The sequence below is a fragment of the Novosphingobium sp. THN1 genome, assembly GCF_003454795.1.
Classification (GTDB): Bacteria; Pseudomonadota; Alphaproteobacteria; order Sphingomonadales; family Sphingomonadaceae; genus Novosphingobium.
This window is the reverse complement of record NZ_CP028348.1, coordinates 365,975-392,756: the sequence shown is the minus strand read 5'-3', so window position 1 is coordinate 392,756 and position 26,782 is coordinate 365,975. Positions and strand designations below refer to the sequence as shown.

The 26,782-nt window shown below is 65.1% G+C and carries 27 protein-coding genes; 8 read left to right on the top strand and 19 right to left on the bottom strand.

Translation table 11 applies throughout. The features are described from left to right. Positions 1-7 precede the first annotated feature (7 nt). The 6 genes from C7W88_RS18900 to C7W88_RS18875 all read right to left on the bottom strand — a co-directional run bounded on the left by C7W88_RS18900 (position 8) and on the right by C7W88_RS18875 (position 5,222). Positions 8-913: an alpha/beta hydrolase gene (locus tag C7W88_RS18900; RefSeq protein WP_240345099.1), complete on the bottom strand. Its 906-nt coding sequence runs from the start codon at positions 911-913 to the stop codon at positions 8-10. Beyond that, positions 913-1,290 carry a cytochrome c family protein gene (locus tag C7W88_RS18895; protein WP_118075880.1) on the bottom strand — a complete coding sequence of 126 codons (378 nt, stop codon included), beginning with the start codon at positions 1,288-1,290 and terminating at the stop codon, positions 913-915. The genes C7W88_RS18900 and C7W88_RS18895 overlap by 1 nt, the downstream gene beginning before the upstream one ends. Before the next feature lie 31 nt (positions 1,291-1,321). Continuing rightward, positions 1,322-2,350, bottom strand: coding sequence for a DUF3089 domain-containing protein (locus C7W88_RS18890; RefSeq protein ID WP_162896258.1), 1,029 nt, complete (start codon positions 2,348-2,350; stop codon positions 1,322-1,324). A gap of 8 nt (positions 2,351-2,358) precedes the next feature. After that, positions 2,359-3,858, bottom strand: a complete 1,500-nt coding sequence (locus tag C7W88_RS18885; protein WP_118075103.1) for an NAD(P)/FAD-dependent oxidoreductase — start codon at positions 3,856-3,858, stop codon at positions 2,359-2,361. Beyond that, entirely contained in the window at positions 3,855-4,841 is a 987-nt protein-coding gene (locus C7W88_RS18880) for an alpha/beta hydrolase (RefSeq protein WP_240345098.1), read from the bottom strand. Before C7W88_RS18880 ends, C7W88_RS18885 begins: the two co-directional genes overlap by 4 nt. 90 nt (positions 4,842-4,931) lie before the next feature. Then, positions 4,932-5,222: a DUF1330 domain-containing protein gene (locus C7W88_RS18875; RefSeq protein WP_118075101.1), complete on the bottom strand. Its 291-nt coding sequence runs from the start codon at positions 5,220-5,222 to the stop codon at positions 4,932-4,934. Between the two features lie 176 nt (positions 5,223-5,398). Here C7W88_RS18875 and C7W88_RS18870 point away from each other — a divergent pair, with 176 nt between their 5' ends. Then, a complete protein-coding gene (locus tag C7W88_RS18870) occupies positions 5,399-6,376 on the top strand; it encodes a quinone oxidoreductase (protein WP_118075100.1) in 978 nt (325 codons plus the stop codon). On the opposite strand, the gene C7W88_RS18865 is transcribed toward C7W88_RS18870, so the two are convergent. From C7W88_RS18865 to C7W88_RS18845, 5 genes are all read right to left on the bottom strand, one after another. Further along, positions 6,373-6,978 carry a hemerythrin domain-containing protein gene (locus C7W88_RS18865; RefSeq protein ID WP_118075099.1) on the bottom strand — a complete coding sequence of 202 codons (606 nt, stop codon included), beginning with the start codon at positions 6,976-6,978 and terminating at the stop codon, positions 6,373-6,375. The two genes, C7W88_RS18870 and C7W88_RS18865, sit on opposite strands and share 4 nt — an antisense overlap. 11 nt (positions 6,979-6,989) lie before the next feature. Then, positions 6,990-9,140 (bottom strand): catalase, encoded by a 2,151-nt coding sequence (locus tag C7W88_RS18860; RefSeq protein ID WP_118075098.1) that lies wholly within the window; start codon positions 9,138-9,140, stop codon positions 6,990-6,992. 152 nt (positions 9,141-9,292) lie between these two features. Then, positions 9,293-9,520 carry a hypothetical protein gene (locus C7W88_RS18855; RefSeq protein ID WP_118075097.1) on the bottom strand — a complete coding sequence of 76 codons (228 nt, stop codon included), beginning with the start codon at positions 9,518-9,520 and terminating at the stop codon, positions 9,293-9,295. Positions 9,521-9,581: 61 nt separating this feature from the next. Next, entirely contained in the window at positions 9,582-10,373 is a 792-nt protein-coding gene (locus tag C7W88_RS18850; RefSeq protein WP_240345097.1) for an enoyl-CoA hydratase/isomerase family protein, read from the bottom strand. Between the two features lie 119 nt (positions 10,374-10,492). Then, positions 10,493-12,853, bottom strand: coding sequence for a TonB-dependent receptor (locus tag C7W88_RS18845; RefSeq protein ID WP_118075096.1), 2,361 nt, complete (start codon positions 12,851-12,853; stop codon positions 10,493-10,495). Between the two features lie 243 nt (positions 12,854-13,096). Here C7W88_RS18845 and C7W88_RS18840 point away from each other — a divergent pair, with 243 nt between their 5' ends. From C7W88_RS18840 to C7W88_RS24035, 4 genes are read left to right on the top strand one after another with little or no spacing between them, the layout of a single operon-like run. Beyond that, positions 13,097-13,873 carry a TIM barrel protein gene (locus tag C7W88_RS18840; protein ID WP_118075095.1) on the top strand — a complete coding sequence of 259 codons (777 nt, stop codon included), beginning with the start codon at positions 13,097-13,099 and terminating at the stop codon, positions 13,871-13,873. A 33-nt stretch (positions 13,874-13,906) separates the two neighbouring features. After that, positions 13,907-15,253: an MFS transporter gene (locus C7W88_RS18835; RefSeq protein ID WP_118075094.1), complete on the top strand. Its 1,347-nt coding sequence runs from the start codon at positions 13,907-13,909 to the stop codon at positions 15,251-15,253. Positions 15,254-15,264: 11 nt separating this feature from the next. Beyond that, entirely contained in the window at positions 15,265-16,005 is a 741-nt protein-coding gene (locus tag C7W88_RS18830) for a ThuA domain-containing protein (protein ID WP_240345096.1), read from the top strand. Further along, on the top strand, positions 16,002-16,211 hold the full coding sequence (locus tag C7W88_RS24035; RefSeq protein ID WP_240345095.1) for a ThuA domain-containing protein: 210 nt from the start codon (positions 16,002-16,004) through the stop codon (positions 16,209-16,211). Before C7W88_RS18830 ends, C7W88_RS24035 begins: the two co-directional genes overlap by 4 nt. A gap of 85 nt (positions 16,212-16,296) precedes the next feature. On the opposite strand, the gene C7W88_RS18825 is transcribed toward C7W88_RS24035, so the two are convergent. From C7W88_RS18825 to C7W88_RS18815, 3 genes are all read right to left on the bottom strand, one after another. After that, the gene (locus C7W88_RS18825; RefSeq protein ID WP_118075093.1) at positions 16,297-17,955 is read right to left on the bottom strand and encodes a bifunctional diguanylate cyclase/phosphodiesterase; all 1,659 of its coding nucleotides are present in this window, start codon (positions 17,953-17,955) and stop codon (positions 16,297-16,299) included. 281 nt (positions 17,956-18,236) lie between these two features. After that, positions 18,237-19,667 carry a carboxylesterase/lipase family protein gene (locus C7W88_RS18820; RefSeq protein WP_162896256.1) on the bottom strand — a complete coding sequence of 477 codons (1,431 nt, stop codon included), beginning with the start codon at positions 19,665-19,667 and terminating at the stop codon, positions 18,237-18,239. Positions 19,668-19,675: 8 nt separating this feature from the next. Next, the gene (locus tag C7W88_RS18815) at positions 19,676-20,518 is read right to left on the bottom strand and encodes a nuclear transport factor 2 family protein (protein WP_118075091.1); all 843 of its coding nucleotides are present in this window, start codon (positions 20,516-20,518) and stop codon (positions 19,676-19,678) included. A 335-nt stretch (positions 20,519-20,853) separates the two neighbouring features. Here C7W88_RS18815 and C7W88_RS18810 point away from each other — a divergent pair, with 335 nt between their 5' ends. From C7W88_RS18810 to C7W88_RS18800, 3 genes are all read left to right on the top strand, one after another. Then, the gene (locus C7W88_RS18810) at positions 20,854-21,846 is read left to right on the top strand and encodes a sugar phosphate isomerase/epimerase (protein ID WP_118075876.1); all 993 of its coding nucleotides are present in this window, start codon (positions 20,854-20,856) and stop codon (positions 21,844-21,846) included. Between the two features lie 13 nt (positions 21,847-21,859). Beyond that, complete coding sequence (locus tag C7W88_RS18805) at positions 21,860-22,234, top strand: DUF6379 domain-containing protein (protein WP_118075090.1); 375 nt, start codon at positions 21,860-21,862, stop codon at positions 22,232-22,234. 64 nt (positions 22,235-22,298) lie between these two features. Then, complete coding sequence (locus C7W88_RS18800; RefSeq protein ID WP_118075089.1) at positions 22,299-23,132, top strand: DUF1080 domain-containing protein; 834 nt, start codon at positions 22,299-22,301, stop codon at positions 23,130-23,132. A gap of 231 nt (positions 23,133-23,363) precedes the next feature. Here the strand turns inward: C7W88_RS18800 and C7W88_RS18795 are convergent, their stop codons facing one another. From C7W88_RS18795 to C7W88_RS18775, 5 genes are all read right to left on the bottom strand, one after another. Then, positions 23,364-23,852 (bottom strand): TspO/MBR family protein, encoded by a 489-nt coding sequence (locus C7W88_RS18795; RefSeq protein WP_118075088.1) that lies wholly within the window; start codon positions 23,850-23,852, stop codon positions 23,364-23,366. A gap of 18 nt (positions 23,853-23,870) precedes the next feature. Beyond that, the gene (locus tag C7W88_RS24930) at positions 23,871-24,338 is read right to left on the bottom strand and encodes an endonuclease domain-containing protein (protein ID WP_370073279.1); all 468 of its coding nucleotides are present in this window, start codon (positions 24,336-24,338) and stop codon (positions 23,871-23,873) included. Between the two features lie 190 nt (positions 24,339-24,528). Next, positions 24,529-25,299, bottom strand: a complete 771-nt coding sequence (locus C7W88_RS18785; protein ID WP_118075087.1) for a TIM barrel protein — start codon at positions 25,297-25,299, stop codon at positions 24,529-24,531. A 3-nt stretch (positions 25,300-25,302) separates the two neighbouring features. Next, entirely contained in the window at positions 25,303-26,301 is a 999-nt protein-coding gene (locus C7W88_RS18780) for a sugar phosphate isomerase/epimerase (RefSeq protein ID WP_118075086.1), read from the bottom strand. A 16-nt stretch (positions 26,302-26,317) separates the two neighbouring features. After that, a complete protein-coding gene (locus tag C7W88_RS18775; RefSeq protein ID WP_118075085.1) occupies positions 26,318-26,704 on the bottom strand; it encodes a DUF6379 domain-containing protein in 387 nt (128 codons plus the stop codon). Positions 26,705-26,782: the final 78 nt, after the last annotated feature.

The window sequence follows — 26,782 nt, the reverse complement described above, 5'->3', positions numbered from 1 at the left end:
AATGCTCCTACTTGCGCAAGAGCATCACCGGCAGGCGGTCTGTCAACATCGCATCGAGCCGCTTGGCCGCAGCTTTCTCGCCGCGGCCATGCGCATCGACGAACAGCGCTGAAATCCGCGCCGCATCTGCCAGCCGATCCAGCTGCTTCGGCCCCGGCAGATCATAGCGGCAGATCGCGCCGCCGAAGTAGTGGTCCACGCCTTCGAGCACGAGGCCATAGCGGTTGCCGCCAATCGCTGTCGCCTCATAAGGCACGAGATGCCCGCGCCAGCCTTCACCATCGGTGGTGGTGATGCCCGGCACGATGTCCTTGGTGCCAGTCTGGACCAGCGCCGGGACGGCAATCTTGCCATAACCTTCGGCCGTACACAGCACCGGGATCGGCGCGGGCGGACTGAACGCCACCACCGCGCGCGCATTGGGATCGCGCATCGGGCCGCTCCAGCCTTCGGGCGGAACTGCCGCCGCGCCGCCCATGGTCAGCGCCACCAGACCGCCATAGGAATGCCCGGCCGCGATCCACGGCCGCTTGCCGACATGGGCAGACAATGCGCGCATGTCCTCAAGCCGGGCCTTCCAGCTGGCGAGGCCGGGATAGTCCTTGGTGTGCGGATGCTCGATCGAATCGACGTGGAGCGGCGCGAGGATGTGGAAGCCCGCCGCCAGCCAGGGCGCGAAGATCGCCTCATAGAACCGCGGCGAGGAGGCGGCGCCATGGCTGAACAGCACCAGCGCCTTTGCCTTGCCCCGCGGCTTCCACTCGCTCACCCGGATTTTGCGCCCGCCCGGGCCGGCCAGCGTGAACTGCCGCTCTGCCGCTGGCCTTGCCGCCATCGCGCCCAGCCGGGCCGAGGCGACCAGCGCCCCCGCCCCGACCAGAAGACCGCGCCGATCGATCGGGAGTCCGGCCATCAGGGCATCGGTTTCTTGAGATAGGCGATGATCGCTGCGCGCTCGGCCGCGTTGGGCACGCCGCCAAAGGCCATCGAGGTGCCTGGGATCACCGCCGAAGGACGCGCCAGCCAATTGTCGAGCGTGGCCGGGTTCCACACGATGGCCGCGCCCTTGGCCTTCATCGCCGCCGAATAGCGGAAGCCGGGCGCCGTGCCCGCCTTGCGGCCGACCACGCCGAACAGGTTCGGCCCGATCTTGTTCGGCGCCCCCTTGGCGATCGAATGACAGGCCACGCACTTGAGGAACGCACGCTTGCCCGCGGCGGCATCCTGCGCCTGTGCAGGGGCGGCAGCCAGAACCAGAGCGGCAGCGAGGGGGGCAACAAACTTCAACATTGCAGTCTTTTCCATTGTTTGCAGCGCGCGATCAACGCGAACCGTGCGCCTTGAGCCAAGCCTTGGCACGCAGCGCGGCATTGGCGGAAATATCGGCCCAGAACAGGCCGACGTCGTGATAATGCATCGAACCGCCCGGCAGCGGCTTCAGGCCCAGCGATGGTGCAGGCCAGACGGTCAGCAGTCCATCGCGGCACTCGGCGGCGACTGCGCTGGCCTTGAGCGGGCCCATCGCGCCCAAGCCCGGGTCACCGGCAACGGCGCCCTTCGCCTCGGCGGAAAGCGACAGCCGACGGCGCGTGTCGAACGTGACGGGGTTCACGCAAAGCGCCTTGCCGCCATCCTTCCCACCGTTCTGCGCCACGAAAATGCCGCGGTAGGACTTGAGCATCGGCCCGTTGTCGCTGCCCGCCAGCACTGCGTTCCACTGCACGAAGCACCCCGTCTGCGCAGGTGTGTTGCAGAACGGAATGCCCGCCAGCCGCGGGGACAGGTCACCCTCCATCAGGTTGATGCCGATGACATAGGCGGCCACCATGCGGTCCTGCAGCTTCGTGCCCTTGACCCGCTTTTCCAGCAGCGAGGTCGTATGCGCCCCGCCCTGGCTGTGCCCGGCGATGATGAAGGGCCGGCCCTTGTTGTCGTGCGCCATGTACCAGTCAAACGCGCGCTCGACATCCGAATAGGCGAGCGCAAACGCCTTCTCGCGATTGGCAGGATCGGCCAGCGCCTTGGTGGTGGCGGCGCGATAGCGCGGCGCGAACACCCGGCAGCACGCCGAAAACGCGCTGGCCTGCCGCTGCACCGCGCTTTCCTCGGTCCACTTGAGCACTGCGGGATCGAGCGGATCGTGGTTGTAATCCGTTGGCGAACGCGTCGTCGTCGGGTGAATCCACAACACGTCGACGCCGCGCAAGCCCTTGGTCGCGACCACCCCCTCGGGCAGGCTTGCGACCGTGCTCCAGTAGCGCGCCTCAGCATAATCGGGTGCGGGCACTTGCGCGACGGCCGGAGCGGCGCCAAGGCCTGCCAATACCGCAAGTGCCAGCCGCAGTTTCATGCCCATCCTCACGCCGTCCGTTCCAGCACTTCGATAGCCGCGCGCTCGGCGCTTTCCATAGCCGATTCCATGCCGAAATCGGTGCGCCGCGTGTGCTCCCCGGCAAAGTGCATGACCTGCCAGGGCTTGATCATGTCGCGCGCGAAGGCATTGACCTGCCCCGGCGCTAGGCTGAACCCGCAGCCGCGCTGCAAGGGATCGCGCAGCCAGTCCTTCCACGTCGCCACGCGGATCGCGCCTTTCGAGGCGGGCCGCAGCCGCGCCAGTTCGCCCAGCAGCATCGCCTCGGCCTCTGTCCGGTCCAGCGCCGAAACCGCCTGCGCGGTGCGACCCACCAGCACGAACATGCCGCGATGCGCGCCTTCTCCGGTGTGGTTGTCCACGGCCCAGAACATGCCCATCGGCCCATCGCTGGAGATGGAGGGCGCAAGGCCGTCCTCCTTCCAGAAAGGCCGCTCGATGGTGACATAGAGCCGCGCCGTGTTGGCATAGGGCATGGTAGTGATCGCTTGGCGCGCCACCGGATTGGCGCTGCCGGTGATTTCCACCTCGCGCAGCATCGAGAACGGCAGGGTGCAGATCAGGAACCGCCCGGCAAAAACACTGCCATCGGCGCAGGTGACGGTGCCGCCGCCATCGGACAGCGCGATGCTTGCCGCCCGCTTGCCCAGCCGCACTCGGTCCCCCAGCTTTGCCGCCATGGCCAGCGGCAGCGCGCTGCACCCGCCGACGATGTTGTTGATCGCGGCAAGACCGCCCACCTCGCGGTGATCGTTCGCCTCGCCAAAGGGATGCTCCCGCTTCGGACCGCTTTCTATCGGCGCAGCCGCCTCGCCGATGCGCCGCTCGATCCGCCCGCGCACCTCCTCCTGCCACATCCGCAGGACCGAGGTTTCATCGACGCCGATGCCCGGCGCGGAATAGGCCGCCAGTTCCATCGCCTGCGCGCTGTGGCCCTTTCGCTTCAGCAGTTCGCGCAGGGAAATGTCGTATTGGGCAAAGCGCGGGTCGAGCCAGTCGTCCAGTTCCTGCAGCGGATTGTACTTCGACGAGAGCGCCTGCCCGATCAGGTTGGGCGGGATCTTGCGTTCGTCGCCCTCGCACAGGTTGAGCGGATTGGCGTCCCAGGTCTTGCCATCGATCCACTGCCCCGCAAAGTGCGAACCGAACGGCAGCAGGTCCCGGTCCTCGCTGACCAGTTCCAGCCCGTGGCGCTGGCAGGCATCGATCACGCGTGCATAGCCGCGCCCGACCTGGCTGGCGCCCACATCGATCGGGCCATCGCCGGTCTGCACCGTCTGCACGCGCCCGCCGACACGCGTGTTGGCATCGAGCACCAGCACCTTGAGACCCTGCTCTGTCAGGATTTCGGCAGAGCGCAGGCCGGAAAGCCCCGCGCCGATGATCACCACGTCGGCCTTCTCGGCGGCCAGCGCCATGCGCGGCAAGCCAAGCGAAACGCTTGCGGCAAGTCCAGTGCCGACGAACTGGCGGCGGTTCAGCGTCATTTGCGGTCAATCTCCCGTTCGATCCACCAGCCGAACGCCTCGATCCAGTGGTCCGCCGTGGTGCCCCGCGCGGCCATGCCGAAGCCGTGATTGCCGCGCTCGAAAAGGTGCATCTCGGGACGATAGCCAGCCGCGAAAAGCTGGTCGTAAAATGCGCGGAAGCCCTGCCCCACGGCGAGATCGTCCTGCGCCATGGCCAGGAACATCGGCGGCAGGCGGCCCGGTGCGGGCGTCGGCTTTGGCTGGAGCCACGGCTCCTTGGGCGTGCCTTCGGGGAACGGCAAGTTGGCAGGCGGAATGGCCGGCCCCGGCGATCCGAACGGGAAGCCATAGATCAACCCGGCAAAGTCGGGCCGCTCAGCCGCGTTGACCGCGAACATTGTCATGGCCGCCACGTGCCCGCCTGCTGAAAAGCCCATGATGCCAACGCGGTGAGGGTCGATCCTCCACTTGGCAGCATTGGCGCGAACGATGCGCAGCGCCTGCGTTCCATCCTCCACGCCTGGAATCCCGCCAACACCGGGGGCCAGGGTTTCCTGCACGCGCTTGCGCATCGCCTCGTTGCTTTCGCCCGGCAGCGACTGGATCAGGCGATATTTGAGCACGAACGCGGCCACGCCCCGCGCCGCCAGCCAGCGGGCAACGCGCGTGCCTTCGTGGTTCATGCCAAGCAACCGGAAGCCGCCGCCCGGCGCCACCACCACGGCAGTCCCGGTCGCCCTGGCGGGATCGGGCAGGAACGGCTGCAACGTGGGCACGGTGACGTTCCACACCGTCTCGCCATTGTCGCGCCATTCCTCCTGCACCGGCACTTGTCCGACGCCTTTGCCGGTCGCTGGGGCGAGGCCGGGCCATCCTTTCATCGAAGGCACGCCGGCCGGCCAGACCGGCATCGGCGGCAGTTCGCCTTCGTCTGCCATGGCCGTCGAGGCGGCAAGCGACGACAGCATCAGGGCGAGCGCGCAGAGCACAGTTCGGATCATCCGGGATTCTCCGCCAGATGGGAAAGACGGCAAGGTGCCCATGCCACCCGGCCCAAAGCAGGGGGCGCCAAGGCTCTATCCGCCCTGCGGTCAACCTTCCACGAGTGTCACCGAAATATCGGCCAGCCCTTCGCGCAGCTTCTTGATCTCGGCATACTCGGGCGAATTCCAGAACTTGAGCGCAGCGGCGCGATCAGGCCATTCGATCACGATCGCTCCACCACCATCGGCGCCCGGACCTTCCAGCACCTGCCCGCCACGCCCCCGCACGATGTACTTGCCGCCCGCCTCCTCGGCGAGCCTCGCCGCTGCAGGCGAATAGACTTTCGTGAACGTCTCGCGGTCATGGACGTGGGCGGTGATGATGAACCATGCGGGCATAGGGCGCCGATCTCCTGCGGGATTTGCACCGAAGTGATGGCCCGCGCGGCTGACCGGCAGGGCCGTTGCGCAACTTGTCCGACTGGCGGAACAATGTCCGCGCAGTCCGGTTTACGGGCTACGCCGCCGCCGTCTAAGGCAGAGGCAAAGCTGCGCGATCCGAAGGAGTCTGCCCCATGCACGCCAAAGCCGTCCGCCTCACCGCCACCGGCGGCCCGGAAGTCATTGCGTGGGCAGATGTCGACCTGCCTGCACCGGCTGCGGGCGAAGTGCTGGTCGAACATACCGCTGTCGGCCTCAACATGATCGACGCCTACCACCGTGGCGGGCTCTATCCGATCCCGATTCCCGGCGGCCTGGGCGTGGAAGCGGCAGGGCGCGTGGTCGCGGTGGGCGATGGCGTTACCGCGTTTTCTGCAGGCGATCGCGTCGCCACCTTCGGGCCGGAACTTGGCGCCTATGCCACGGCGCGCATCTATCCCGAAGGCGCACTGTTCAAGCTGCCCCATGCCATCAGCAATGCGACCGCCGCCGCCGCCATGCTCAAGGGCTTCACCGCCGAATTCCTGGTCGAGCGCTGCGCACAGGTTCAGCCGGGCTGGCCAGTGCTGGTCCATGCCGCAGCGGGCGGCGTCGGGCTGATGCTGGTGCAGTGGCTCAAGCACATCGGCGCCACGGTGATCGGCACTGTCTCCACGCCTGAAAAGGCCGAAGCCGCGCGGGCGGCGGGCGCAGACCACGTGATCGACTATTCGCGTGAGGGCGTCGGCCCGCGCGTGCGTGAAGTGACGGGCGGCGCCGGGGTGCGCGTGTCTTTCGATGGCGTGGGCAAGGACACCTGGGAAGCCAGCCTCGATTCCACCGCCCGGCGCGGGCTGATCGTCAGCTATGGCAACGCTTCCGGTCCGGTCAGCGGTGTCGCACTTGGCACATTGTCGCAAAAGGGTTCGCTGTTCGTGACCCGCCCGACGCTATATCATTATTACGCCGACCCTTCCGAACGCGCGGCGGGATCGGCGCGGGTATGGGACATGATCGCCAGCGGCGCGGTTGCCGTGACCATCGGCCAGACCTACCCGCTCGCCGAAGTCGCCCAGGCGCACCGCGATCTCGAGGCGAGGAAGACCACCGGATCGACGGTACTGATGCCTTAGGCGATATCGTTGATCCTCAGCCTCGGCTTCACTTCCGCCGCCGCCTTTTCCGCCTCCTTGCGTCGCTCGAACACGGCCAGCATGTGCTTGCGATCAGCCGCGGTCAGGATCTTCTCGCTTTCAACGAACTGCTCCTGCTCCTCCTCGCGGATATGGTGCAGGTATTCATGCTTGAGCGCCGCAAAGCGTTCCAGCCACTTGGGCGTGCCCATGTCGCGCGCGGCAAGGTCGTCGAGCATCTTGTCGATGTCCTTGTGCTCGGCCACGGCATGGCGGGCGAACTCGGTGGTTTCCGGGTTGCGCAGCACGGTTGACCACAGCGCCTGCTCCTCGGCAGCGGCGTGGCCCTTCAGTTCGTGGACCAGTTCCTCGAACAGCGCCTTGGCATCATCACCCTTGCCGCCGGTCGCCTCCAACATGGCCAGCAGCGCACGGTGGCGGTCGTGGTCCTCGACGAGTCGCCCGAAGATGTCGGGCAGCCCGCGCAGATCGGTTACCGGGGTCTGCCCGATCTGGGCCGGCACGTCGGGCGCGATGGCCTTGGCTTTCGCCACGGCCTTGGCTTTTGCTTCAGCAGGGTTCATCTTGGCAGCAGTCGCCATCTGTCGTCTCCTCAGGCGAGATCGCGGATCTTCGGCTCACGGGCGAAGTGGCGCACCGGCCCTACGTCCATCAGCTTTTCGTTAGGCACCACGCCCTCGTCCGGCTCGACTCCAGCCTTCTCGAGGATCACCTTGGTGCCGTTGCAGTGGGCAATGGTCTTGCAATGGCCATAGGCGTCCATGAACCACTGCACCGCCGCGCCCTGCTTCGCCAGCTTCTCGGCCTCCACCGGCATCAGCACCGAAGCCACCGCATCGAACATCACCGATGGCGAACCATCAAGCTTGCCATCGGCCTTGAGCGTCCCGCCCTTGACCGCCAATCCGCCAACCTTTGGCGCAACAAGGAACACGCTGCCGCCTGCCGCTTCGACATCGGCCTTCATCTTGTCGATCGTCGCCTTGTCCGATCCTTCGGCAAAGAGGATGCCGACCTTGCGGCCCTCGAAGGTCATTTTCGCCTGCTTCTGGATCGAAAGCGCGTCCGAAGGCTTCATCTCCACCGGCTCACGCGCGGCAGGCGCCTTTTCCGGCAGGTCCATCGCCAGACCTTCGGCCACGCGCGCGGCCAGCGTCTCGTCGATGTTGCGCAAGCGCGAAAGCACCCGCGCCCGCACGTGCTCCATCGCACACTTCGAAAGCTCGAACACCAGTGCCGAGACGATGTGCGCCTGTTCGTTCTTGGTCTGCGAGTGATAGAACAGTGCCGCCTGGCTGTAGTGATCGGCAAACAGCTCGGCCCGCACCCGCACCTTCTCGGTCGGATCGTTGCGCTCGCCATTGGCGCGGAACGAGGTGAAACCGGTGTCGGGGCTGGCGCGCGGGCCGCTGTCCTCGCCCGCCTCGTTCAGCGAGTTGGGTTCGTAATTGGCGCGGCCCGTCGGCACCAGCGTCTGCATCAGCCCGTCGCGCTGCATGTTGTGGAACGGGCACTTGGGCGCGTTGACCGGGATCTGGTGGAAGTTGGTCGTGCCCAGGCGCGATTTCTGCGTATCGAGGTACGAGAACAACCGCCCCTGCAGCAGCGGATCGTTGGAAAAGTCGATGCCCGGCAGCACGTTGCTCGGCAGGAATGCCGATTGCTCGGTCTCCGCAAAGAAGTTGTCGACATTGCGATTGAGCGTCATGCGCCCGATGATCTCCACCGGCACATCTTCCTCGGGGATCAGCTTGGTCGCGTCGAGCACGTCGTAGGGCTGGGCTGCGGCAAAGTCCTCGTCGAACACCTGCACGCCAAGGTCCCACGCCGGGAAGCTGCCTGCGTTGATGCTCTCGAACAGGTCGCGACGGTGGAAGTCGGGATCGGCCCCGGCAATCTTCACCGCCTCGTCCCAGATCAGCGATTCCAGGCCCAGCACCGGCTTCCAGTGGAACTTGACGAACTTGCCCTGCCCTTCTGCATTGACGAAACGGAAGGTGTGGACGCCGAAGCCTTCCATCATGCGCAGCGTGCGCGGGATGGCGCGGTCGCTCATCGCCCACATGATCATGTGCATCGTCTCGGGCATTAGGCCGACGAAGTCCCAGAACGTGTCGTGGGCGCTCGCCGCCTGCGGATAGCCGCGATCGGCCTCCATCTTCACCGAGTGGACAAGGTCGGGAAACTTCATCGCGTCCTGGATGAAGAACACCGGAATGTTGTTGCCGACCAGGTCCCAGTTGCCTTCGTCGGTATAGAACTTGACCGCAAAGCCGCGCACGTCGCGCGGGGTGTCGACCGACCCTGCACCACCGGCCACGGTCGAAAACCGCACGAACACCGGGCAGGTCGTGCCCTTCTTCTGGAACAGGCCCGCGCGGGTCAATTCGGGAATGGCCTTGGTCACCTCGAACACGCCATGCGCGGCGGAGCCACGCGCATGGACGATGCGTTCGGGAATGCGCTCATGGTCGAAATGGAAGATCTTCTCGCGCAGGATGAAGTCTTCCAGCAGCGTCGGCCCGCGCTCACCGGCTTTCAGGCTGTTCTGGTTGTCGGACAGGCGATGGCCGAAGTTGTCGGTCAGGAAAGCCGCTGCATCACCGTTGCCATCCGCATCCTGATGCGTCTCGCCGGCATTGCCCTGCTGCGTGGCGTAGCCGGGCTGGCCCGCACCGGGCTGATGGTCGTCAAGGCCATTGTCCAGAGCGGGGGAATGGTTCGGGGTTTCGGTCTTGGCCATGGCGCGGGTCCTTGGAAAGCGCGCACGGGTTCAGGGCGCAGAGTGCTGCGCCCGCCACCTCACGCGGGGAAGCTGGGGAAAGTCGGTTTCCGAGGGTGGACCGCCGCACGCCGGGAGGGGGGAAGGCGCGCGACGGTCCGAGGGGAACGGGATCAATACGTGCGGGTAGAACCCGATGCGGCCTGGCGGGCCTGCTTCTTCTTCATGGCGCGCGATACGGCCCAGGTGCCGCCGGCGGCTGCCAGCATGCCCAGTGGCCCCATGCGCCGCATGACCGTGGCCGCGGCAACGCCGATCAGCGCACCGGTGCCTTCGCTCATGCCGGGAGTACGGTCGGCAATCTTCTTGCCGACCACTGCGGAAATGATCTTGCCTATCATGGATTACCTCTTTGGAACCCTTCCAGAACCGCGCGGGCCGGACTTGGTTCCGGGGAGGTCGTCAGAACTTCGGCTTGCGCTTCTCGACAAAGGCGGTGGTGCCTTCGCGAAAATCCGCACCCTCGAACGCTGCGGCAAATACCCGCAAGCTCTCGGCGTCATCGCCAACCTGCCCATCGAGCACGCTGCGCACGAAGCCCTTGATCGCCTGCGTGGAAAACGGCGAGGCCGCCAGCAGTTGCGCCACCATCGCGTCTTCGTTCGCGGCCAGTTCCTCGACCAGCCCGATCGACAGCGCTTCATCGGCCCCCAGCAGCATGCCGGTAAACAGCATCCGCCGCGCCTGCCCCGGCCCGACGAGATCGACCAGCAGCTTCACGTCATGCAGCGGATAGACCAGCCCCAGCTTGGCCGGGGTAATCCCGAACCGCGCCTGAGGCCCGGCCACGCGCATGTCGCAGGCCAGCGCGATGCCACAGCCGCCGCCCACGCAATCCCCCTCGACCATCGCCACGGTCGGCAGGCGAAAGCGCGTCAGTTCGTACTGCGCGCGGTTGATCGCCCGCTGGTTCTCGGCCCGCCACGCCGCATCGTCCTTGTTGGCCAGCAGTTCGGCAATATCCGCGCCCGCGCAGAACGCGCCGCCATTGGCGGATTTCACCACCAGCACCCTGACGTCCGGATCGGCGTCGACCTCGGCCAGCAATTCGGGCAGGCGCTGCCACATCGCGATGTTGAAGGCGTTGCGCTTGTCCGCGCGATCGATCAGCAGGCGCGCCACTGCGCCATCGCGTTCCAGCCGCAAAGTCGTGCCCGCATCTTCGCTCATCGTGCGCCCCGCCTGCTCGGTCATGCCCGCCCCTGTGGACGCCTGCCCGCTGCTTGGCAATATCATCGCGCTCCACGAAAAGAGGCGGACCCGGCAGGCCCGCCTCCTTTTTCGGCAGCATTCGTCAGCCGGTCAGACCGGGATCAGAAGTCCACGCTCAACCGCACGCCATAGGTGCGCGGCGCGGCGAACTGCCAGTTGTAGATGTCGTCCGGCCCGGCGACGGTAAACCCAGCGTAAGTCAGCGGACGGGTGTTCTCGAGATTGCGGACAAAGCCCTGCAGGCTGAAGCGCTTGTTTTCGGGCGCATAGGTCAGCGACAGGTCGGTCTGGGTAAAGGCCGTCTGCTTTGAATCGCGGTAGTTGAACACGTCGCCGAAGTACGCGCTCTTGAAGGTGGAGAACACGCTGGCCGTCAGGCTGCCCATGTCGCCCAGCGGGATCACCTTGTCGTAGGCCAGAGTGATCGTCCATTCCGGCGTCATCGGCGGAGTGTTGCCGGCAAGGTTGGGCTGCGTGACAACGCCCGGCGTCGTCTCGAGGTTGCCGACCGTCAGTTCACCGTTGCCGCCGCTCGGACGGCAACCCGATCCGCCCACGCAGAACACCGGGATTGCGGTCAGGAGCTGCTGGTACTCGGCGTTGACGTAGTTCGCCGTGGCCGAGAACGTGTCGTTGTCCGAAAGCGCGATCACCGCTTCGGCTTCGACGCCCCAAATCTTCGCCTTGCCGGCGTTGAAGATCTGGCTGCCCTTGGTCGTATCAAGCAGCACGCCGACCTGCAGGTCCTTGTAGTCGTAATAGAAGCCGGCAAGGTTGAAGGTGTGCTGCGACGATGCGCCGAAGTTCTTCTTCAGCCCCGCCTCATAGGCCGTGTTCGTTTCCGGCGCATACTGGCCGACCGAATCGAAGCCGCCCGCCTTGAAGCCGGTCGAAACCTTGCCATAGATCAGCGTATCGGCATCGGGCTTGAAGTTCACGCCGGCCAGCCAGGTCAGCTTGTCCGCTTCCGAACCCAGCGTCAGGTTGCGCAACGGGGTGCCGGGGTTGGTCGGACGGACGTTGCCGGTGTTGAACAGCGGGTTGGACGGGTTGGCAATCGCACCGCCATGGTCGCGATAACGGGCGGAGCGCTTGTCATCGGTATAGCGCAGGCCAGCGACGATCGTGAACTGATCCGAAAGCTTCACGTCGGTCTGGCCGAACACTGCCCAGCTGCGCGATTCCACGTTGCGGAAGAAGTAGTTCACGTATCCGCCATTGGCGCCGAGCAGGAACGGCGGCGGCGGCAAGCGAAACAGCCCGCGCTCCACGTCGAGCTTCTCGTTGAAGTAGAACGCGCCCGTCTGCCAGACCAGCAGGTCGCTCTCGCCATTGAGGCGCAGCTCGTGGCTGTGGGTCTTGGTATTGCCGACGAAGGTGTTGAAGCGATAGGCGGGCGAAAGGCCCAGCGCCGAAAGCGCATCGGTCTCGCGGAAGCCGCCCGTGTAGGTCACGGTGGCGGCGCCGAAATCATAGGCGATGCTGCCGCGCACGGCGGTGGACTTCAGGTTGTTGCTGCCAAGGCCGCTCGCCGGTGCATTGTAGGTCGAACGGTCCACGTTGGCGAGATTGTTGGTCAGCGCCGGAATGCACTGCGTACCCGGAACAGCCGGGGCGATCTCGACCCAGCCGGGGTTGGCGGCGCAGCCCGCTCCCGGCGAGTTGCCGGCCGCGTTGAAGTTCATGAAGGCCTGGGCAGGCACCACGATGTCCTGCTCTACCCGCTCGACCGCCGCGTTGATCTTCAGGCCCGAGACCGGCTCGAGCCGCAGGCTCAGACGGCCACCCCAGGTGTTGTCGTCGCCACTGCGCTGGTCGATGTTCGGGTGGTAGTTGTAGCCATCGCGGTCGGAGTAGATGCCCGACGCGCGGATGCCGCCGATGTCGCCCAGCGGCACGGTGACGCCGCCCTCGGCGATCACGTGGTTGAAGTTGCCATAGCTCAGGCTGCCGTTGGCGGCGAATTCGTTGCCGGGCTTGCGCGTGATGAAATTCACCGCGCCGCCGGTGGCGTTGCGGCCATAGAGCGTGCCCTGCGGCCCGCGCAGCACTTCAACGCGATCGAGGTCGAACAGCGCGGCATTCAGCACGGTCGGGCGATTGATGTATTCGCCATCGATGTTGATGGCGATGGCCTGGTCCTGCGCCTCGTCGTTGCTGTTCGAACCGATGCCGCGAACGGTGACGCGCGTCAGCACGGTATCGTTCACGATCTGGACGACAGGCGCCACGCGCTGGAGCGAGACGAGATCGGTCACGCCCGAAGCCTTGAGCGCCTCGCCGCTGACCACGTTGATCGCGATCGGCACGTCCTGCACGTTCTGCGAACGGTTCTGCGCGGTCACGATGATGACATTGGGGTCGGCAGCCTCGTCGGCTTCGCTTTGCGCCAGAGCCGCCGAAAACGGCACGATGCAGCCTGCGCCGCACAGCAGCAGGAACTTGAATCCATTCGATTTCATCTGGTTTTCCTCCCAAAACTTGTTCGCCGCCGATTCGACGGAATGCGAAGGCTTATTCTGGAATATAGATTCTATTTGTCAAACCCCGGTCTGCATTATGTCTTAGTGTTGCTGCCGCATTCGGCGGAGCCCCCTTGACCTAGGCCCGTGAGAATGCGAACATGCATTCCAATAAAGTAGCGGCCCTTTCTGCCGCCAGGCAAACGCACCGCATGGTGCGGGGCCGCCGATTGGGAGATCGACGTGCCTGCTTCTGACTACCCGCTTTCATCCTGCATCGAATGGCAGTTCGCCGAAGCCGGTGACCTTGCCGACCGTATCCGCGCCGCCAAGGCCGGGGGCTTCGATCTGGTCGAGTTCCACCTCTGGCGCGACAAGCCGGTCGAGGCCATCGGCGCCGCCCTTGCCGAAACCGGCGTCACGCTCACCGGCATCTGCGTCGATCCGCGCCGCTCGATCGTCGATCCGGCAGAGCGCGCCGAAATGGTCGCCGCCGTGCGCGAGACGATCGAAGCCACCGCCCCGCTCGGCAAGCCGCCGCTGATCGTCGCCTCGGGCTTCAAGGTCGAAGGGATGAGCGAGGAAGACCACTTCGCCAACGCCGTCGCCGCGCTCAAGGAAGCCGCCGCCCTTGCCGAACAGGCCGGCGTCACCCTGCTGCTCGAACCTTTGAACACCCGCCTGTTCTCGGCGATGTACCTGGTCAGCACCACGCTCGGCCTCGATCTGGTCGAAGCCGTCGGCAGCCCCAACCTCCGTCTGCTCTACGACGTGTGGCACAGCGCCGTGATGGGCGAGGACATTGCGCAAGTCCTCGAAGGCCGCATCCACCTCGTCGCCCACGTCCAGGTGGCCGACATGGACGACCGCAACGAACCCGGCACCGGCACGGTTGACTGGGGCCATGTGATGGGAACGCTCGAAAGCCTTGGCTACAAGGGCAGCATCGGCATGGAGTATTTCCCCACCCTGCCGATGGACCAGTCGCTCGAGCTGACCCGCAAGACGCTGGCGCTCTGATCAAGACATAACGCTGCGGTCCGGGAGAGGAATGTGGCAGACAACAAGTTGAGCTTCGCCGAACGCCTCAGCTACGGCATGGGCGACATGGGCACCAGCCTTGCCTACAACATGGCAAGCGGGTTCCTGCTGTTCTACTACACCAACGTCGTCGGCATGCCGGCGGCAGGGGTGGGCACGGTGTTCCTGATCGCGCGCCTGCTCGATGCGGTGATCGATCCGGTGGTCGGCATCATGGTCGACAAGACCCGCAGCCGCTGGGGCCGCACGCGCGGCTATTTCCTGTTCACCGCCCTGCCCTATGCCCTGCTCACCGTGGCGCTGTTCCACGTGCCTGACTGGAGCGACAGCGCGCAGCTGATCTACGCCTTCGTCACCTTCAAGGGCCTCGGCATCCTGATGTCGGTCCAGGCGATCCCCTACACCGCGCTGATGCCGATGATGACGCTCGACCCCAAACAGCGCCTCAAGCTGTCCGGCATGCGCGGCGTCGGCACATCGATCTCGGTGGTGCTTGGCACGGCGGCGGTCATGCCGCTGGTCGGCGTGTTCGGCGGCGATGACCAGAACAAGGGCTTCCAGTACGTCGCAATGCTGTTCGCCGCGATCGGCTTTGCCGCCACGCTTGCGCTCTTCGCCAACTGCAAGGAGCGTTTCGAGGACGGCTCCTCGCCCGATTTCGCCATTGGCCCCGCCGTCAAGGAAATGCTGCGCAACAAGGCATGGCTCGTCGTCTTCGCCTCGTGCCTGCTCTACTTCATCCGCTTTGGCCTGATGATGAGCGCGACCGCCTATTTCGCCATCGACGTGATGCGGCAGCCCTGGCTGATCTCGGTCATGCTGCCCGCCGTCTCGGGCATGTTGCTGCTCTCCTCGTTCGTCGCCCCGCCGATCCTTGCCCGCACCGGCATCCGCAAGGGCAGCGCCTTCGTCCTTGCACTGGCTGCGGTGATCTTCGCGGTGCTGCCATTGGCGCAAGGCAACACGGGCCTGTTCCTCGCGCTCTACATCGCCGCCTGCCTTGCCACGTCCATCACCATCACCGCCGCCTTCGCCATGATCGCCGAGACGGTGGACTACCACGAATGGAAGTTCGGCACCCGGCGCGAGGGCCTGCTCTCGGCCGGCATCAGCCTCTCGACCAAGGTCGGCATGGCCATCGGCACCGCAGGCTTCGCCTTCATGCTCGGCGCAGCCGGCTATGCCCCCGATGCCGTGACCGACACCGCGCGCGAGGCGATCCGCTGGACCTACTACGGCAGCGCCGTGGTCCTCCTCGCATTGCAGACCGTGGTGGTCCTGATGTGGCCGATGGACGGCATGCAGGAAACCATCCGCAACGACATCGCCGCGCGTCAGCCAGCCGCAGCGGCGGAATAAGGGAGAACCTCATGAAAAAGCTCCTTGCCGCAACCCTCGCGGCCTGCATCACCGTGCCTGCCGCCGCGCAGGTCATCGTCACCATCGATTACCGCCCGCCCGAAACCGTGCAGCGCGTCGCCATCCCGGTGAACCCGGCCGAGAACCGCGTGAAGGTGCTGATCATCTCGGGCCGCAATTCCTACGAGCATGACTGGACCGGCGTGAACAACATGCTGCGCACCATGATGCAGGACAGCAAGCGCTTCGACGTGCGGGTGACCGAAGATTTCGACAACGGCACGCTGGAAACGCTAAAGCAGTACGACGTCGTCCTGCTCAACTATTCCAGCCGCTGGAACTATGCCGATCCGGTGCAGAAGGTCTGGTCGGACAGCGCCTTCAAGGCGCTCTACCAATACGTGCGCGAAGGCGGCGGTCTCGTCGCCTATCACTCCAGCTTCACCTGGGGCCGCGATATTCCCGAATACAAGAAGCTGATCGGCGGCGCGATGGAGCCCGGCTCAAGCCGCCGCGCCCCGCCCGGCGCCTTCCCCGTCCACCTGGTTGACCGCACCCACCCGATCACTGCGGGCATGCGCGAGTTCGTGTGGACCTACAACGACGACATGTACACCAACATGGCAATGGACCCGGACGCGAAGATCCATGTCCTCGCCACGGCCCACGATTCAGCGGCTGCCTATGACCCGAAGCTCACCGGCCCCAAGTACCCCGCCGCCGCCTACACCCCGAAAAGCTCAAGGCCATGAAGGGCATCGACGCCGATCACCCGCAAGTCTGGACTGCCGACTATGGCAAGGGCCGCGTCTTCTCGATCACCTTGGGCCACGATGAAGTCTCGCTCCATTTCCAGCCGCTGCAGACCCTGATCCTGCGCGGCACCGAATGGGCCGCCACCGGCAAGGTCACCCTGCCCGTGCTGGAAGAGGCAAAGGACTATCCCACCAGGCCCTGACCGCCCCCTTGACCGGCAGGCAGGGCAGCGGAAAGACGGGTGCGGCCAGGTTGAGCCAGCCGCCCCCGCTTACCGCACCCCCTGCTTATCTCGCTGATGCCACCCGCGCTTGCGGAGCGGGCGCGAACAGGCGGACGATCTCGTCTGCCGCAACCGCCCGTCCATACAGGAACCCTTGCGCTTCCTTGCAGCCGAGTTCGCGCAGCACCCGTTCCTGCTCGCGCGTTTCCACCCCTTCGGCGATCACTTCGAGGCCCAGCGTGTGCGCCATCTGCAGCACCGCGTCGACGATCGCCGCGTCGGCATCGGAACGGTGGATGGCTTCAACGAAGCAGCGGTCGATCTTTAGCCGATCGAGCGGATAGCGCTGCAGCAGGCTGAGCGAGGCGTAACCGGTGCCGAAATCATCGAAGGCAATGTCCGCGCCCAGCGTCTTCAGGCGCTTGAGCATCGTCGCAATTTCGTCGTTGTGCTTGATCACGATGTTCTCGGTGATCTCGATTTCCAGCTGCGTCGGCGCGATGCGGTGCTTGCGGCAGGCCTCGCCGATCACGCCATAGAGCCGGGGCGAACGCAGCTGCGCCGCAAACAGGTTCACCGCCATGCGCACTTCGCCCAGCCCTGCGCTGCGCCAGGCACTGGCCACGCGGCAGGCCTCGTCGATCACCCAGTCGCCCACGTCCTCGGCTACAACGCTGTCATCGAGCACCGAAAGAAACGCATCGGGGTGCAGCAATCCGAACTGCGGGTGCTTCCACCGCAGCAGCGCCTCCACGCCCAGCAACGCCTTGTCCTCGAGCGAGACCTGCGGCTGGAAGTGCAGCACGAACTGCCCTTGCGGCAAGGCCTCGCGCAGTTCCGCACCCAGCCTCTGGCGCTGTTCCGACTGGTTGTGCATCGCCGGCAGGTAATACTTGCGCTGCGCGCCATGTTCGGCCTTGGCGCTATAAAGCGCAAGGTCGGCGCGCGACAGCAGCTGGTCCAGCGTCGAGGCATCCTGGGGTGCCAAGGCAATGCCGATGCTGGTGCCGACGAACACGCTCTTGCCGTTGATCTGGAACGGGGTGGCAAGGCTGTCAAAGATCGCGCGGCACAGCGAATCGATCCGCAGCGGATTGCTGCAATCAGACAGGACGATGGCAAACTCGTCGCCACCGAACCGCGCCACCATGTCGGCATCGCCCACGCAGCCTTCGATCCGCCGCGCCACATCGGCCAGCAGCAGGTCGCCCACGCTGTGTCCCAGCGTGTCGTTGATGTCCTTGAACCCGTCGAGGTCGAGCAGCATCAGCGCACAGGGGCCGCGGGCAATCGCTTCTTCCAGCCGCACGTTCAAGGCATTGCGGTTGGGCAAGGATGTCAGCGTGTCGCAATGGGCGAGATGCTCGAGCCGGCGTTTGGCCGCCTGCCGGTCGGTGATGTCGCGGATCAGCGCGCCGAACATCGGCTGGCCGTTCTCGTCCCACATTGAAAGCGAAAGATCGACCGGGATCTCGTGCCCGTCGGCATGGCGCACCAGCATCTCGACCGCCTTGCCCGCCAGCCGCGCCTTTCCGCTCTTGACGGCGCGGGCCAGCCCGGCCTCGTGCGCGGCGTGGTAGCGCTCCGGCATGATGATCGTCAGCGGCTTGCCGATGGCCTGCGCGGCGCTGAAGCCGAACAGTTGCTCGGCCGCGGAATTCCACGAAAGGATCAGGTTGTCAGGCCCTGCGCAAATCGCGGCAGTAGCGGACCGCGCAAGCATCTGCGCATAGCGTCCCGGCGAGGATCGTCCTGTAGGCAAGGCGTGCTCCGTGGTTTGAAAAGAAACCCAAGACCAAAATCTCAGGTTCTTCCTACAACCCGGAGCCTAATCTATCGTCGCCCGCCTAACGTATTGTTACCTAGAGCACTTTCTCTAAATCAAGCCCAGCTTCCCGCCACTTTCAGCATAGGCCTTGAACGCCTCGAACCTTTCGGGCGAGGACACGGCCGGCCGCATCGCTTCACTGTTACCCAGCCGCATGACCGTGGCACTGGCCCGGCCTACCGCCGTCCAGCCGGCACCCGGCCTGCCGGTCCGCATGAAGGCCAGCAGGCGGTCCTGCCATTGCCTGACCACACGCCCGTCGGCTGCCGTCCAGGCGCGATCACCGATGCCAATGTTGCCGAAGACATAGGGCAGCTGCGAGGAGTGGAAGGCCCCCAGGATTGCCCGCCTTTCACCACCGGATAGGCATGGTCATAAAGATAGGCGTAGACCGGCTGCTGCGCGCTGCGCGTGCGCTCCTTTGACCACAGCAGCAGGCCGGCCATGTAGCGGTCGCGCGCGATAAGCGTGTTGGAAGCCATTGCCTCGGCCTCGGTCGCGTGAGGGTAGAGAGCCAGCAGCCGCTCGGCAAAATCGCCATAGCGCGCCCGCACCGCTGCCTCGAACTGCGCCGGGGTGCGCACCGCCATGTCGATCATCTCGGCGCTGTTGTACCCCGTGATCAGCGGCACCGGGCTGACGACCGGCCCGCTCGCGCGCACCGGATCGAACGGCACCACCCTGCCATCGACATTGGGCACGAAGCGCAAGGGCGGTGGCCCGCTCGTCGCGCCCGGAACATAGCGCGTCGCCTCGACCAGCGCCTCGGCCGGGACGCTGCGCATGTCGGCAATGGCAGCCTTGCCGAGCTTTGCCGCAATTTCGCTGCCCACTGCCTCGGCCTTGGCCAGCGGCGGCACTTCCACCGCCATGCTCGCCCCGCTGAAGGCAATGGCCTTGTCGAACAGGCCAGCGGCCATGGGTGATACCATCAGGTCCGCCACCGAAGCTGCGCCCGCGCTCTCGCCCGAAACGGTCACGTTGCCGGCATCTCCGCCGAACGCCGCCGCATTGGCCCGCACCCATTTCAGCGCGGCAATCTGGTCGAGCAGGCCATAATTGCCCGAAGACCCCAGCGGCGATTCCGCCGTCAGCTGCGGGTGGGCCATGAAGCCGAACACGCCGACGCGGTAGTTGATCGTCACGACCACCGCGCCCCTGGCGGCCAGCTTCGCCCCGTCATAGATCGGCAGGCTCCCCGCACCACCGCCAAAGCCGCCGCCGTGGATGAACACCAGCACCGGCAGCTTCTTCACCGCATGCTGCGGACGCCAGACATTGAGCGTCAGGCAATCCTCGCTCATCGGCGGCGCGGCAAGGAACTCGGCGGTATACGGTCCCCACGGCGCCGGTACGCCCTGCTGGCACACCGGCCCGAACGCAGATGCCTCGCGCACGCCTTGCCACGCAGCCGCCCCCTGCGGCTCGCGCCAGCGCAGCGGCCCCACCGGCGGCGCGGCATAGGGGATGCCGAGGAACGCCTCGGCACCCCCCTTCACCGTCCCACGCACATCGCCGCCACTGGTGGACACCAGTGCCTGCGCCAAGGCTCCCTGCCCGGCCAGCCCGAGGGCCAGAGCGCCAAGCAGGCCCACGGTCCGCATCATCGCCACCCTCAGTATTCGAAGGTTTCGCTGAGCGTACGATAGGGCACCGGCGGCGGCGCATCGAGCGTCTGGCCGGTGTCGGTGCGGTAGGGGTTGTTGCGCATCGTCACCGGCGCATCGGGCTTGGGCATCATCACCGGATTGCCGTCTTCGCCGAAATACATCAGGTCGTCGGCAAACGGGTTGTCCTGCGACTTGGCAGCAAAGGGAATCCAGCCCATGCCGTGCGGCGAACGTGCCACTTCGTAGCAGTGCAGGTGCAGGATCTTCCACTGCCCGTCCTGGCGGATGAAGTCGACGCCGTACTTGACCATGATCTCGTGCATCCACACGCGCTTGCCATCGATCATCATGTCCTTGACGAACATGAAGTCGGGCGCCTTCTTGGCCGCCTCCACATCGGTCAGCCCGGATTCCACGCCGGCCATCACGAACAGGCCCTTGGCCGTCTGGCCGTCGGCGGCCACTTCGATCAGCGGCGATGCGAGGTAATGGAAGATCAGCTTGCCCTTGGGATTGGGCCGCTGCGCATGATAGCCGGTGATCGATTCCCACGAGGTGTAGACCCCGTTGTTCGAATACTGCGCACGCAGGCCCGGCGTGCCCTTCTTGGCCCAGAGCGGGATGATCTCGGGATCGCGGAAGGCATTGTGCAGGTACATGTAGCGCGAGAACAGGTTCTGCACGTCGCCCCGGTCACGTGCGTTCTGCGCCGTGGCGCGAAGCTGCGTCACTTCGGCCTTGAGCGCCGCGATTTCGGCGGCGACGTCGTCCTTTGCGTGGACCGGCGATGCCAGGGCACAGGCTGCCCCCATGCCCAACACGAATCCCTTGAGCTTTCCGACTTGCATCTACCTGTCTCCCGTTGCGGTTACTGTCCACGGCGCGTTTGCGCGCTCGATCTTGTCCGTTTCGGAATAAGTATGGTGATTCTAAAACAGCCGTCAAGCGACACTTGACCGCTCGCGCAAATTAGTAGAATATCCATTCCAATAGAGGGCAGCAGACCCTTTGGAGAGAGCGAAAGGCCAGCGCGCATGCGCGCCCCTTCCCGCCTCAAACTCAGGCCGCGTGTGTCAGTGCGCGCCCCGCCATCCGCAACAACCCCGCCAAGAGGTGACGTGTGTCCAAGATCAAGAGGGGCGTGAGCCTCTATTCCTACCAGAACGAGACCTTCCAGGGTAAGATGACCCTCGAGGACTGCATCCGCACCAGTGCCGAACTCGGCGCCAAGGGCATCGAGGTCATCGGCGAACAGTCGTTCTGGGGCTGGCCCGAATATGGCGTGGCCGATGCCGAGATCGACAACTGGCACCGCATGATCGCGCAGTACGATTGCACCGCCGTCTGTCATGACTTCATGCTGGACTACAAGCGCTACAAGGGCCGCCTGATGCCCTTGGAAGAGCAGGTCGCCAGCGTGAAGAAGGACATCGACTTCGGCGCCCGCCTTGGCGCGAAGTACATCCGCGCCCTCGTCTCGATCGCGCCCGAAGTGCTGGTGGCCGCCGCGCCCTACGCCGAGGAGAAGGGCATCAAGATCCTGATCGAGGTCCACGCCCCGCTGCACTTCGATCACCCGTGGATCATCCGCCACGCCGAGGCCTTCGAGAAGTCCGGTTCGGATGCGCTCGGCTTCCTGCCCGACATGGGCATGTTCCTCCACGCCTTCCCGCCGGTGTGGACCGAGAAGTTCCTGCGCATGGGCGTGCCGCAGAACATCGCCGACTACATCGTCAAGTCCTACGAGGACCGCGTGCTGTCGGAATACGTGATCCTTGGCGTGCAGGATATGGGCGGCACCGGCCCTGCCATCGCCATGGCCGAAACCATGCGCCACAACGCCGCCTACGAGCCCAAGCGCATGCTCGACTTCATGCCGCGCATCCACAACATCCACGGCAAGTTCTACCAGATGACCGAGGACTACGTGGAACCCTCGATCCCCTACGACAAGATCGTCGAAGTGCTGAACCAGGGCGGTTACGACGGCTACATCTGCTCGGAATACGAAGGCAACCGCTGGATCGAAGACGCGCAGGAGCCGGATTCGGTCGAACAGGTCCGCCGCCAGCAGGTCATGCTCGCCCGCCTTCTCGGCGAAGCACAGGACCCCGCGATCAAGACCTCGCCCACCGCTTGCGCCGATGCGCAAGCCATGGCCGAAGCTGCAGAATAAGGAGACTATCCCCATGATGGACAACAAGATGATCGTCGAGGGCAGCCTCCGCAGCGAGAACGGCGGCTTCTCCTTCCTTGGACGCCTGCCCTACTACCGCGGCCTCGGCCTCTCGATGATCGAGGACATCCAGGTCACCGTCGACGGCGCCGTGCAGCCGCGTGAAACCGTGCGCTTCTCGGCCCACGGCAACACCTACACGCTCGACGAGATGGAAACCGTCTACGACGATCGCTGGAACTTCGGCGAGAAGGCCCGGATCATCGTGCTCAACGGCGGACTTGCCGCAGGCGATCACCAGATCACCTTCGCCGTGCGCTACCGCGTCTCCTACCTGCCCTTCGTGCCCACCACCAAGGACACCAAGGACCTCGCGCTGGCCGCCTGATCCCAAGCCTTGCGCCCTCGTGAAAGCGGGGGCGCAAGGTCTTCATCAAACGAAGGAAGCGCCCATGCCCAGCCGCCGCACCATGCTGCAGGGCCTCGCCGCCGCTGCCGCCACCTGTGCCCTCCCTGCATCGGCCCGCGCCGCCCCTGCCCCATCACCATGGCGCCCGCTCTTCAACGGCCGCAATCTCGATGGCTGGACGATCTACCAGGACGGCGAAGGAAACCGCGACGCTCACGATGCCATCCGCATCGAAAAGGGCGTGCTGCACATGCTCGGCCCCAGCTTCACCGGACCCGATAGGGCCAGCTTCGGCCACATCGCCACCACCTCGCTCCACGCCAACTACCACTTGCGCATGGACTTCCGCTTCGGCGAGCGCCGCTTTGCCCCCCGCGTCTGGCAGCGCCGCAATTCCGGCCTGCTTTACCACATGGCCCCAGAGCTTGACCGCCTGTTCCCCGATTGCGTCGAATTCCAGTTCGAGGAAGGCGACATCGGCGATGCGATCATGGTCAACACCCGGGCGCTGCAAGGCCCGCTGCTCGGCGGCACGCCGCTCTGGCCGACCTACTTCCCCGGCCTGCCCACCGAGTACGCCGAACAGGTCAAGGCCGGCGGCATTGCCCGCCAGTGGCACCGCCACGCCGGCACTTACGAACGCATGGATCGCTGGAACACGGTAGACCTCGTCGTCTTCGGCGATCAGGCCGCGCACATGGTCAACGGCCGCATCGTCAACACCCTGTTCCGCATGATCGACCGCAACGGCCAGCCACTCACCCACGGGCGCATCGCACTCGAATTCGAGGCCGCCGAAGTGTTCATGCGCAACGTGATGATCCGCGATCTTGGCGAGGCCGAGATCGCCCTGATCCGCAAGCAGGGATCGTACTGACCAGAACGGGACTGGTGCAGGGGGCGAAACCCACCCCGCTACGACTAACGCTTGCTGCCCCCCTTCCCGCAGGCGGGAGGGGTTGGGGTGGGCATCCAGCAAAAAAAGGGGACGGCCCGATCGCTCGCGCCGTCCCCTTGAAGTTCAGGAACTCTGACTGGCAGAGCCCTTCGGGTCGCAAGGGCTGATTAGCTCGCTTCGTCGCAGAAAGATGTGCGGCATTTCACACGTTCACGAGATTTCCCTCACGTCCCCGAAAGGCCGGTTCAGCCGCACGATCGCAAGGTTCAGACAGGCGGCAAAGCTCACCCAGGCAAGGTAGGGCACGATCAGCCAGCTCGCCAGCACCGAGAACTCGCGCAGCATCACGCACAGCGCCAGCACCGAAAGCCACAGCGGCACCACCTCGACCAGCGCCCAATCCGGCCGCTTGCGCGCAAAGAACAGCGGCGACCACAGGAAGTGACACACGAAATTCACCGCAAACAGCGCGATCACTGTCATCCGCCCGGCCTCGTTGGCGGCGGCATCCCAGCTCAGCACCGCGGCCCACGCCGCCAGCCCCAGGATCACCGTCCACGCCGGGCCGAACAGCCAGTCGGGCGGCTGCCACGAAGGCTTCTTCAGATTGCGATACCACGGCCCGATCTCGGTCAGGACCCCGCCCGCCCCGCCCAGAATGACAGCCCACAAAACGGCAGCGATGACATGAGGTTGCATGGGATAAAGGTCTGGGCGCTATCGCTCGCGCATGCAACCCGCATCTGCGGGCGGCCCTTTCCCGAACGGCAAACGGGCCAGAACACAACCGATCCTCCCCATTTTCACGCAGTGCAAATGGGGAGGTGGCATTTGCGCCAGCAAATGACGGAGGGGTCGAACTCGCCCACCCGAAGCCAGCCGCACGATCCCTTCAGCCACCCCGTCCGGATCACGCAGCACGGCCGGAGCCGCAAGCCGCACAACGGTTACGCCCTGCCTTTCAAGCCATGCATCGCGCACTGCGTCACGCGCCGGGTTGTCGCCCATGTCATGGGAAACGCCGTCAACTTCGACGCAGAGCCGCGCCGACGCACAAAAGAAATCCAGCACGTATGGCCCGAGCGGATGTTGCCGCCTGAACTTCGCGGCTCCATGCTGCAGCCGTTGCCACAGCATCACTTCCGGCAAGGACATCGTGGAGCGCAACTTGCGGGCCAGCGCCACGTTCCGCTCCTGCCTGGGCCTCGGCAAACCGCCCCTCCGTCATTTGCTGGCGCAAATGCCACCTCCCCGTTTGTGCTGCGCAAAAACAGGGAGGATCAAGGAAGAATGCTGCCAATCTGACCAGATCCTCCCCATTTTCACGAAGTGCAAATGGGGAGGTGGCAGTCCGAAGGACTGACGGAGGGGTAAATCAGCCGCAAAGCCCGCGGATATAGCCAAACGCCTCGACCGAAGGCTTGGTCGGCTGCAGTTCCAGCCCGATCGTGCCCTTGTAGCCCAGACGCTCGAAGCGGGCGAGTGCCTCCGGCCAGTAGATCTTGCCGCTGCCCGGCTCGCCGCGCCCCGGCGCATCGGCCACCTGCACGTGCACCACCTGATGCATTGCCGCCGCCAGCGCGGCTTCCGGGTCCTCACCCTCGACCACCGAATGGTAGAGGTCGTAGAGCACCTTGACGCGAGGGCTGTCGACCATGTCGGCCACCACCACGCTGTCGTGCGTGGTAGAGCACAGCACGCCGGGGTGATCGTGGCGGGTGTTGGCGGATTCGAGCAGGATCGTCACGTCCAGCTCCTCGGCGATCGGCAGGATCTTGCGCAGGGCATCGGCAAAGATCGAAAGCTGCACCGGCCGCTTCAACCATGGCACGCCGCGCCCGGAGGTGACCACCACGTTCGAGCAGCCAAGGAACTTCGCCGCCGCTGCCGCCTCGCGGAACACTTCGAGGAAACCCTCGTGCGTGGCGGGATCGACCAGCTGCGTCACATAGTCCGCCACCGTGCTGATCAGCTGCACGCCATGGGCATCGAGCGCCGCCTTGATCGCATCGAGATCGCGCCCCTTGAGCAGGAACAGCTCGACCTTGCGGAAGCCCGCCGCCGCTGCTGCGGCAATGCGGTCCTCGATCTTCTCACCCGCTTCGGTGAAGCCGTATTCGAGGTTTACCGAGAGTTCGAATGCCATGGCTCAGTTCCCCCAGATGCGGCGGGCCATCGCCTGGTGGCGGCGGACCTGTTCGAAGGCATCGCGCATGTCATAGGCATGGCCTTCCCATTCGGAGACCATCGTGCCGGTGAACCCGCCATCCTTGAACAGCGGCAGGATGGTGTCGTAATCGATCGCTTCCTCGACCAGATCCTCGCTCACGCCATAGAACTTGCCGTGGATGTGGATGGTCCGGTCGACCAGCGCAGCCCAGCTCTTGGGATCGTGGTTCGAAAGGATGAAGAACGCCAGGCACGCTGCCTGAACTTCCAGCGGGCCATGCCCCTTGGGCAGCGCCCATTCACGCAGGCGGCCGGCCTTCTCGTGGCTCATGCCGTCCTGGAGCCAGACTTCCTTGAGCTTGTCGAGCAGGTCTTCCTTGGCGCCCTTGGCGCGCGCGGCATCGAGCATCGATTCCGGAATGCGGCTTGCCGTGCCGCCGAAGTCGGGAATCCAGCCAAGGTAGGGCGTGTTCAGCTTGTCGTACATCTCGCCATAGGCCTGCACGGCAGGGTGCCCCGCCCACATCGGCGCGTGGACTTCCACGCCCATGCGGATGTCCAGTTCCTCGGCATAGGGTGCGATTTCCGGCAGCAGGTGCACCGGCAGCGCAAACTGGTAGCGCACCAGGCTGAAGCCCATCTTCTTGGCCGAACGCAGCTGGCGCTTGTGGTATTCCACCAGCGCGGCATCCTCGATCGGCTGCGCGCCGGGCTTGAGGAAGCGGTCGGAGTTGATCGCGCAGGAAACCGGGTTGAGGCCCGTATCGGCGATCATCTGCTTGAACTCTTCGGCGAACTTGTCCGAAACATCCGGAAACTCGCGGAAGTTCTGGAAGCCGATGATCTCGATGTTGGGGCCCAGATTGCGCTTGGCCACTTCAGCCAGCAGCGTATCGAGTTCAAACTGGCGGGTCAGGTACTCGTTGGTGAAGGAATAGAGCGTAACGCCGGTCTGCGGGCCGGTTGCGGTCGTGGTCATGATTGCCGGTCCTCTCTCAGGCAGCTTCGACAGTGAGCGTGGAGGTCTGCGGATTGGTGCGCCGCATGCCCGGAATGTAGGGCGGGCTGATGAACAGGTTCAGCGAAACCTCGCGGGTTTCGCCCACCTCCGCGCTCAGCGAAGGCAGCACCAGAAACGCCGAATCACGGATGAACCAGAAGGTGTCCACCTTCTCGCCATTCTCCGCCAGCGGCCATTGCTGGCCGTTGTATTCGATCAGCGCGTCAGCCAGGTCCACAGCTTCGCCCCCCACCGACAGCGGCCCCACTTCGACCACCGAAAACGGCAGCGAGCGATACCATGGCAGGCGCATCGCCAGCTTCAGCCCGCTTGCCGTAGCGGCAAGTCCTTCTTCCCCGATCACCCGTTCGACTGGCAGCACGATTGCTCTCCCGATAATTAGAATGGTTCTTCTAATCGTCGCTTGACAGCGGGTCAAGGCCTGTGCAGATAAAAAGAG